Raw genomic sequence first — 8,219 nt, forward strand, 5'->3', positions numbered from 1 at the left:
CTCACGCGTTCCAATGCAGCAAGCGCCAACGGCTGCGCTCGCCGTCGCGTTGCAGCCACACGAGCGCCGCCATGTCCAACGGCCATTTCAGCGTCGTCTCGAGGGCCTCGCCAAGCAACAGCGCGGCGATCATCCGCATGACGCCCGCATGGGTGACGGCCAGCATGGTCGAAGCGCCGCCCGCTTCGGGTGCGCGCCACGGGCCGAGCCAAGCGTCCACACGGGCCTCGAACTGCGCGACGCTTTCGCCGCCGTGCATCCTCGCGTGACGCAAATCGGCGGCCCACGCATCGAGCGCTGCGCGGTCGATCGCATCCCAGCGCTGCCCCTCCCATTGCCCGAAGTCGATCTCTTGCAGGCGAGGATCGGCGCTGCACGCACAATCGAAATGCTGCGCGAGCCGGTGCGCGACGTCGGCGCATCGCTGCAACGGACTCGTCGCGAGTTGCTGCGGCAACGGCAATGAGAGCGTCGCCAGACGCGCAACGATGCGGCGGACCGACTCGGCCGCGTCGCCGGCCAGCGGGACGTCGGTCTTGCCGTAGCACACGCCGGCGTCGATCGCCGGCGCGGGATGGCGGATCAGAACGAGGTCCAAGCGAGGACAGACAGATAGAGCGACAGCTCGAAACACTGCTGCGCGAGGCCGAGGCAGTCGCCCGTATAGCCGCCGAGCCGGCGGGAGAAATAGCGGGCGAGCGCGAACCGCAACACGAGGCAGATCCCGAGCCCGAACGCGCCCGCGCGCCAATCGGGCAGCAACAGCAGCCACGGCAGGCCAAGCGCCAGCGCAACGACGAGCGAGCGCGCCGCCATCCGCTGCGCGAGAGGTTTGGCCTTACCTTGCTCGCGCGCGTAATCGTGCGTCGCCAGATAGCTGACGGCCAGTGCGCGGCTCGCGGCGTGAGCGCTTACCATCGACCAGGCGGCCGTGGCTGCGGGCAGCGCAGCGAGCGTCTGCCACTTGAGTGCCAACCCCATGACGAGACCGATGGCCCCAAAGGCGCCGAGGCGCGGGTCGCGCATGATACGCAGCGCATCCTCGCGCGTCGCCCCGCCGCCGAACCCATCGCAGCAATCGGCGAGGCCGTCTTCGTGCAACGCTCCCGTTAGCAGCAAGGTGGCGGCCATGGACAGCAGGACGGCCACCGAAGGCGGAAACGCGTGCACAGCAAGCCAATAGACGCAAGCCGCCGCTGCGCCGATCAGGGCCCCCACGAGCGGAAAATAGCGTGCGGCGCCCGCAAGATCGTGCGTATCGAGGGCGATTGCGCGCGGAATCGGCACACGCGTGAAGTAGCCGAACGCGGCGACGACGTACCGTGCCTCGCCGCGCCACGGCGAGCGGCGCAGCAGCGATGCCCCATCGGCGTGCGACCCGGCGGCAAGCGAGGGACGAGACGGCGCCTGCTCGTCCGCCCCCTGCCCCGCCTCGCGCATCGCGCGCTCGTCCGTCATCGGGCCTCGCGCCCGTCCACGCCGGCCGATTCGAAGCTGGCCATCTCGTTGAGCATCGCGACGGCGGCCCGCAAGATCGGCAGCGCCATCGCGGCGCCCGTCCCTTCGCCGAGGCGCATATCGAGCGCGAGGAGCGGCTTGGCACCGAAGTAGTCGAGCATGCGCCGATGACCGGCCTCGTTCGACAGATGCGCGAACACGCAGTAATCGCGCATTGCGGGCGCGATCGCATCGGCCACGACGAGCGCCGCCGTGGTAATGAACCCGTCGACGAGGATCGTCATTTTCGCTTCGGCCGCAGCCAGATAGGCCCCCGCGATCATGGCGATCTCGAAGCCGCCGAACGTTGCTAGGACGTCGATCGGTTCCGTGACGTGCTCATGCAAGGCGAGCGCCGACGCGAGCACGTTGCGCTTGCGCGCGAGCCCCGCGTTGTCGAGACCCGTGCCGCGTCCGACGCATTCGTCGATCGGCACACCGCACAACCGGCTCATCAAGCAGGCAGCCGACGAGGTATTGCCGATCCCCATCTCGCCGAAACCGATGACGTTCGTTCCAAGCGCGGCGTGATGGTGTACCCGAGCGGCGCCCGCGCGCATGGCGGCCAGCGCCTCGGCGCCCGTCATCGCGGGGCCCTGTGCAAAATTGCGCGTGCCGGGGCCGATCGGTACGTCGACGAGGCCGGGCAACGGCGCGAGCGGCGTCGCCACGCCTGCGTTGACGACTTCGAGCGTCATCTGCGCCACCTGGCTGATCGCGTTGATCGCCGCGCCGCCCGCCAGAAAATTCGCCACCATCTGCGCGGTGACCGCTTGCGGGTAGGGGCTGACGCCCTCGTGGACGATGCCGTGATCGCCGGCGAAGACGATCATCGCCGGCCGCGTCACGCTCGGACGCGTGGTTTGCTGGATCATCCCCATTTGGCGCGCGACGACCTCGAGCATGCCGAGACTGCCCGGCGGCTTGGTCTTGGCATCGATCATGCGGGACAGCACATCGCGCAGGGACCGATCGAGCGGTTCGACGATGGGCAAAGGAAGCGGTGCGTTCATACTCAGTTCACAGGTCATGGCAGGGCGATGTGCGCTCTGCGAAGATGCCACCATACCCGCATCGATCGCCGCATTTCAATTCGGTAAAACCGCAGCGCCCGCACGACGCGCATTCCAGACGCCACTATCTGGGTGCCCGGCGGGACGTATCGAGCCAGGGGAATGGAGACATCGGGTAACGCCCCTGCGGCGCGCGAAGACAAGGCTGTCGAATCGAAATCGTTCAACGGGCTGTCGTGGCAAACGAAAACAACGATCGAATCGGGATACACGAAATTTCTACCGAATCCGCAATCTTACGCGCATTGCCGGTACGCAAATCCTACCGTCGCGCAATTCGGACGTCGCGCCATGCGGCGACCCACCGTTTTAGCCGGTCGATTGCGGCGCGAACCGAAGCTCGCTCAGCGCGCGCCTGCCGTCAGCGCCGGCACGAGCGCCTCGTACCCGCCCTGTTCGATCAACACCATGGGATAGCCGAATGCGCGACTTGCCAGGGCCGGCGTCAACACCTCGCGCGCCGCCCCGGCATGGGCCGTGCCGTCGCCCTCGAGCAGTAGCGCGTGCGTCGCAAAGCGCCGTGCGAGATTCAGGTCGTGGCAAGAAAACACGATCGTGCGCGACTGTACCTTGATCCATCGCGACAGTGTGTTCATGCACTCGATCTGGTGATGCCAATCGAGAAAGGCGAGCGGCTCGTCGAGCAACAGCAGCGGCGCTTCTTGGCATATGGCCGCGGCCAACGCGACGCGCTGACGCTCGCCGCCCGACAGCGAAAGCACGTCGCGCGGCGCCAATGCGTCGAGCCCAAGCAACGCGAGCGCCGCGAGTGCCGCCGCGCGATCGGCCGGTTGCTCCCAGCCCCAGCCGGTCAAATGCGGAAACCGATTGAGCATGACGATATCGAGCACACTCGCGCCGAACGCGTCGTGCGATGTCTGCGGCATCAGCGCGCGCCGTCGGGCGAGCGCCGCGCCGGCCCACGCGTCGAGACGCACGCCGTCCACTTCGACATGCCCCGCGGCCGGTCGCGCCAGTCCCGCGAGCGTCGTGATCAAGGTCGTCTTGCCGGCGCCGTTGGGCCCCGCAACACACCAGATCTCGCCGGGATAGAACGTGTGCGTGAAGTCGTCGAGCAGCGTCCGCGCCCCGGCGCGCAGCGTCAGATGCTGCGCCGAGAGCGAGGCCGATCGGGCATCGCGGCCGGTACGAGTCAGCGATTTCACGGCCGCCTCCCGAGCAGCATCCATAAGAATACGGGCACCCCGATGAGCGCGGTGACCACGCCGACAGGCAGTTGGGCCGGCGCGATGGCCGTGCGCGCGAGCAGATCGGCACCCATCACGGCCACGCCGCCCGCGAGCGCGCTGGCCGGCACGAGCATGCGCTGATCGTTGCCGAACACGAGCCGTAGCGCATGCGGCACAATCAAGCCGACGAAGCCGATCGTGCCCGCCGTCGTTACGCTCGCGGCCGCGGCCAGCGACGCCACCAGGTACAGCCGCAGACGCAGCTGCGTCGCCGGCACGCCGAGCGACGCGGCGAGCGCCTCGCCGCGCAACAGCACATTCAATTGCGGCGCGACGGGCACGCAAACGCCGAGCGCGACAGCCAGCGCCGCCAGGGCGGGCCAAGGATTGGCCGCACCGTTCAAATCGCCCGTCAACCAAAAGACGATGCCGCGCAATCGCTCGTCGGGCGCGAGCGCAACGAGCAGCGTGACGACGGCGCCCCAGCCCGTCGCGACGACCACCCCCGTCAGCAGCAAGCGCGGCGATGCCTCTTGCGGCTCGCCGCGCCACAGTTCGCGTCGAGCGAGGCCGAGCACGAGGGCGATCGAGAGCCCCGCGCCGCCGAACGAAGCGAGATCGACGAGCCACCACGCGCAACCGGCGATGAGCGCGGCGACCGCGAACGCGGCCGCTCCGCCCGAGACGCCGAGCACATAGGGCTCGGCCAGCGGATTGCGCAGCAGCACTTGCAGCAGCGCGCCCGCGAGCGCAAGGAGCGCCCCGCACGAGAAGCCGGCAACGGCGCGCGGCAGACGCAACGTCCGCACGATCTCGCCGGCCACATCGCTCGTCTGTCCGCCCGCGGCCGCGTGCTCGGGCAACCGCAACAGCGCAAAAAGCGCCTGTCCGGGCGAGACCGTGACGCTGCCGAGCATGAGCGCGCTCGTGAAGACGACGAGCGCGGCCGCTGCGAGTACGATCCAAATGACGGTGGCGCGACGGGCGTTCATGGGCGAGGGGGAGCGCGCGTGCGAAGCGGGCAAGTTCATCGCCGAACGCCGCAAGAACGGACCCACCGCGACACCTGCGGCTCATTGCTCCTGCCAGCCGATCGTAACGAACGCGCTGCGGCGCGGCGTGTTGTAGGTGTAGGCGAGTTCATAGTGCTTGTCGAACAGGTTGTCGATATGGGCGCTGACGTACCAGGCTTTCGTGATGTCGTAGCGCGCGGACAGATTCATGAGGCCGAACCCGCCCAGCGGTGTGCCGCTGTCGTTGCGCGGCCCGCTCACGATCCACTCGCCGCCGAGCCGCCATGCTCCCAACGACCGGCGCGCCGAAAACGAGGCGAAACGGCGCGCCCGGCGATCGAGATCGGTGTCGCCGGTTTCGTCGACGGGGTTTTGCACCGTCAGCGCCGCGCGCACATCGGTCTTGCCTACGTGCCCGCTCCACGATCCTTCGAGCCCCTGCACCTTCGCACGACCGGCGTTTTCCGCAATGTAGAACAAACCGCCTTGCGTCGGCAGGTACTTGATGAGATCCGTATAGCGCGTCTGGAACGCCGTGAGCCGAAGCACGCCGAGCGCATCCGATGCGTATTGCAACGCCGCTTCCACCGAATGGCTCCGCTCGGGCCGAATCGATAGGTTGCCGCTGCCGGGGAAATACAGATCGTCGAAGCTCGGCGCGCGAAACGCGGTCGAATAGCTTGCCGTCGCCTTCCAATGGTCGGTGAAGTCGAACCCGTAGCCCAGATAGTACGTGTTCGCCGCGCCGAAGTCCGAATACCGATCGCGCCGCACGTTGGCTTGGATCTGGTTCGCGCCGAAGCGCGCGGTATAACCGGCGAATACCGAATTCACGGTGCGATCGGGTGCGGCGACCATGTCGGAACTCAAACTTTCCTCGAGCCGCTCGTAGCCGAGTTGCAGCTTTTGCTGCGCGGCGAGTTTGAAATCGTTCTGCCACGTGAATTGTCGATTGTCGGTATCGAAGCGATTGTTGTCGATGGCGTTCGTGCGATCGACGGCCCGGTCGTCGCCGAGGCCCGCTATCAGATGCGTCGTCCACCAGTCCGTCAATTTCCCGTTCGCGAACGCCGAGGCCACGCGCACCTTGCTGTACAGATAGTTGATGTCGGTCGGCACCCCGTATGCGTTGTCGAACGAGGCCTTGCCATTCGATTGGAAGTAGCGCACGCCCGCGTCCCAGCCGCCATCGAACTGGTGGCGCAGCGAAGCGGAGACGCTCTCGTTCAGGTATCCGTCCGCCGACGGGTTGGCGTTCGGGGCCAGCGCCGGGTCGATCGCGGAGAAGCCGTCGTCCTTCGAACGCGCCACACTGAAGCTGAAGGTGCTCTTGCCGTCGTGGTCGAGCGCACCGTTCACGCCGGCTTGCTGGGTCTGCGTGCGATAACTGCCATAGCCCGCCGAGAAATCGAAGCGCGGCGGATGGCGGCCGCCGTCCTTCGTAAATACCTGCACCACGCCGCCCATCGCACCCGAGCCATAAAGCGCCGAGACGTCCCCGTCGACGACTTCGACGTGGTCCACCTCGGCGAGCGGAATCTGCGCAAGCTGGATCTGGCCGAGGCTGACCGAATCGACGCGAATGCCGTCGATCAGCACGAGCGATTGCGTGGCCGAGCCGCCGCGAAGGGACAACGTCGCATTCGATCCGGGCGGACCGTTGCGCGCGATCTGTGCGCCGGGCGCCTGCGCAAGCAGTCCGGGCAAATCCGTCGCCGAGGAATCGGCGATATCTTGCCGCGAAAAACGCGTCGTTTGCGGGATGGCTTCGGCGAGCGGCTGCGGCCCGCGCTGAGCGGTGACGACGATCGGCGCGAGCGCGGCCGCGCTCAGGGACGCGCTCAGGGACGCACTCGCGGCCGCATGCGTCGCATGCGCGGTATCGGGCTCGCTCGCACCGTTCGGCGGCGCGGCAGCGCCCGGCGTGTCGGACAAGATGGGTTGAGCGGGTTGAGCGAGCGGTGCGCGCTGCGCGAGCGCGACGAGCGGCAGACCGACGAGCGCCAAGAGCGCCGTGCGGACGGTGGGGGTGGACATCGTGCGGTTTTCCTGTGGGATCGGCACGCAGCTGCTCCCCGCAGACCGCGTCGTGATCGAGCGCGGCTTCGCGCTCCCCCTTTGGCCGGTATCCGGGCTGACGACGAACCGCATCCGCCTTCCCGCGTGGCGTCACGCAGTGGCAATGGAGCGGTCGCGCGCATGCTTGCCGCATGCCGCGCATGTCGCTTACCGTTGGCGGGGGGCAGCACAGGTTGGCTCGTCCGGGCGGACTTCGCTCCCTGTTTCCCGTTTAACCGCGCGCCAGGCAGCCTTGCGCGCGAGCACCAAAGTGCCGCCAGTGTAGGAGGCACGCATGAGGGCGTCAACGACGGGAAACGAGCGGGGTCATCGCATAAAACCCTGCAAATATCGTGCGAAAACGCACGCTTCGCAAAAAAAGCCCATCACAGTTACGTCTAGATACGAGAGAGCAATCGGAATTGCGACTATTTAGCGCTAAAATGCGGGGTCTTTAGAGGACGCAGCAGATGCTCACCGAACTCGAATCCCTCTCACAGAATATTGGCCGGCTGATCGCGATCAACGAACGCCAGCAGCAGGCACGCCATGCGCTCGAAGAACAGCTCGTGCAATTGCGTCAAGAAAACGAAGCGGCTCATGCCGAGCTGGCGCTGTTGCGCGAAGCGCGCAATGCCTTGCAGGCCGAACGCGATGCGCTCGTCGCGAAAATCGACGACGCTCAAGTCCGCTTGAACGCGATTCTCGAGAAGTTGCCGCGCGGCAAGGGTCCGTACGACTCCGACAGCCAGCTCGATCTGCTCGCCGCGCAGCAAGAACGGAGCGAAGCGAGCGCCGTGGGCGGCGCCTTGCAGCACGGAGAAGATGCATGACGACGAAACAAATCGAAGCCACGATACTCGGCCAAAGCTATCGGCTCGCCTGCTCGCCCGAGACGGAAGGCGCGCTGCTCGAAGCCGTCGCGCGCGTCGATGCCGAAATGACGAAAATCCGCGGGTCGAGCAACGTGCGCGGCACCGATCGCATCGCCGTCATGGCGGCGCTTTCGCTCGCCTCCGAACTGTTGAAGCTGCAACACAGCGTGCGTCACGGCGAGGCGTTTCCCGCGGAAGAAATCCGGCGTACAATGCGCCAAATGAACGAGAAGCTCGGTGCGGTGCTCGATCAACACGAAGCGCTGTAGCGGGCCGCAGTTTCAAGTAACAGGTTTTACGGCTTCCCTGCCTGGTTCGCCAAGGTCATAAATTCCTTGAACCAATGCCATGTGCACGGTTGCGGAAATTTGTAGCACGGGTGTGCGCGTCACTCTGTCTGATGTACCCGAAGTGCTGCTAACTGCGACCAATTCTGAACCCTAGGTTCAGGATGCCGGCCTAGCGGCTAAGGCGGGGACTTTATTCGACGGCATCGGTGCTCCCGATGCCGTT

The 8,219-nt window shown here is 66.6% G+C and carries 8 protein-coding genes, 1 other RNA gene and 1 riboswitch; of the genes, 3 read left to right on the forward strand and 6 right to left on the reverse strand.

Features of this window, described 5'->3' with window-relative positions; all coding sequences use genetic code 11:
- Nucleotide 1: 1 nt before the first annotated feature.
- From cobC to ACTHN9_RS28090, 6 genes are all read right to left on the reverse strand, one after another.
- Nucleotides 2-598: an alpha-ribazole phosphatase gene (cobC, locus tag ACTHN9_RS28065; RefSeq protein ID WP_440540102.1), complete on the reverse strand. Its 597-nt coding sequence runs from the start codon at nt 596-598 to the stop codon at nt 2-4.
- Nucleotides 583-1,458 (reverse strand): adenosylcobinamide-GDP ribazoletransferase, encoded by an 876-nt coding sequence (locus ACTHN9_RS28070; protein WP_440540103.1) that lies wholly within the window; start codon nt 1,456-1,458, stop codon nt 583-585. The genes cobC and ACTHN9_RS28070 overlap by 16 nt, the downstream gene beginning before the upstream one ends.
- On the reverse strand, nt 1,455-2,510 hold the full coding sequence (cobT, locus tag ACTHN9_RS28075) for a nicotinate-nucleotide--dimethylbenzimidazole phosphoribosyltransferase (RefSeq protein WP_440540104.1): 1,056 nt from the start codon (nt 2,508-2,510) through the stop codon (nt 1,455-1,457). The genes ACTHN9_RS28070 and cobT overlap by 4 nt, the downstream gene beginning before the upstream one ends.
- Before the next feature lie 404 nt (nt 2,511-2,914).
- A complete protein-coding gene (locus tag ACTHN9_RS28080; protein ID WP_440540105.1) occupies nt 2,915-3,760 on the reverse strand; it encodes an ABC transporter ATP-binding protein in 846 nt (281 codons plus the stop codon).
- Entirely contained in the window at nt 3,733-4,791 is a 1,059-nt protein-coding gene (locus ACTHN9_RS28085; RefSeq protein ID WP_440540106.1) for a FecCD family ABC transporter permease, read from the reverse strand. Before ACTHN9_RS28085 ends, ACTHN9_RS28080 begins: the two co-directional genes overlap by 28 nt.
- Before the next feature lie 42 nt (nt 4,792-4,833).
- Nucleotides 4,834-6,810: a TonB-dependent receptor plug domain-containing protein gene (locus ACTHN9_RS28090; RefSeq protein WP_440540107.1), complete on the reverse strand. Its 1,977-nt coding sequence runs from the start codon at nt 6,808-6,810 to the stop codon at nt 4,834-4,836.
- Between the two features lie 79 nt (nt 6,811-6,889).
- Nucleotides 6,890-7,103, reverse strand: a riboswitch (cobalamin riboswitch).
- A 198-nt stretch (nt 7,104-7,301) separates the two neighbouring features.
- Between ACTHN9_RS28090 and ACTHN9_RS28095 the strand changes: the two genes are divergently transcribed.
- The 3 genes from ACTHN9_RS28095 (at nt 7,302) to ssrS (ending at nt 8,188) form a co-directional block, all read left to right on the forward strand.
- Entirely contained in the window at nt 7,302-7,664 is a 363-nt protein-coding gene (locus tag ACTHN9_RS28095) for an ATPase (RefSeq protein ID WP_440540108.1), read from the forward strand.
- Nucleotides 7,661-7,975, forward strand: coding sequence for a cell division protein ZapA (locus ACTHN9_RS28100; RefSeq protein WP_440540109.1), 315 nt, complete (start codon nt 7,661-7,663; stop codon nt 7,973-7,975). Before ACTHN9_RS28095 ends, ACTHN9_RS28100 begins: the two co-directional genes overlap by 4 nt.
- Nucleotides 7,976-8,006: 31 nt before the next feature.
- A non-coding RNA gene (gene ssrS, locus ACTHN9_RS28105) (6S RNA) lies at nt 8,007-8,188 on the forward strand.
- Nucleotides 8,189-8,219 lie beyond the last annotated feature (31 nt).

Source organism: Trinickia sp., from assembly GCF_051953405.1.
In the GTDB taxonomy this organism is placed as follows: Bacteria; Pseudomonadota; Gammaproteobacteria; order Burkholderiales; family Burkholderiaceae; genus Trinickia.

Coding starts and splice junctions, on each gene's coding strand:
- ACTHN9_RS28070 (WP_440540103.1), bottom strand. CDS start 1,458: ATGACGGACGAGCGCGCGATGCGCGAGGCGGGGCAGGGGGCGGACGAG.
- cobT (WP_440540104.1), bottom strand. CDS start 2,510: ATGAACGCACCGCTTCCTTTGCCCATCGTCGAACCGCTCGATCGGTCC.
- ACTHN9_RS28080 (WP_440540105.1), bottom strand. CDS start 3,760: ATGGATGCTGCTCGGGAGGCGGCCGTGAAATCGCTGACTCGTACCGGC.
- ACTHN9_RS28085 (WP_440540106.1), bottom strand. CDS start 4,791: ATGAACTTGCCCGCTTCGCACGCGCGCTCCCCCTCGCCCATGAACGCC.
- ACTHN9_RS28090 (WP_440540107.1), bottom strand. CDS start 6,810: ATGTCCACCCCCACCGTCCGCACGGCGCTCTTGGCGCTCGTCGGTCTG.
- ACTHN9_RS28095 (WP_440540108.1), top strand. CDS start 7,302: ATGCTCACCGAACTCGAATCCCTCTCACAGAATATTGGCCGGCTGATC.
- ACTHN9_RS28100 (WP_440540109.1), top strand. CDS start 7,661: ATGACGACGAAACAAATCGAAGCCACGATACTCGGCCAAAGCTATCGG.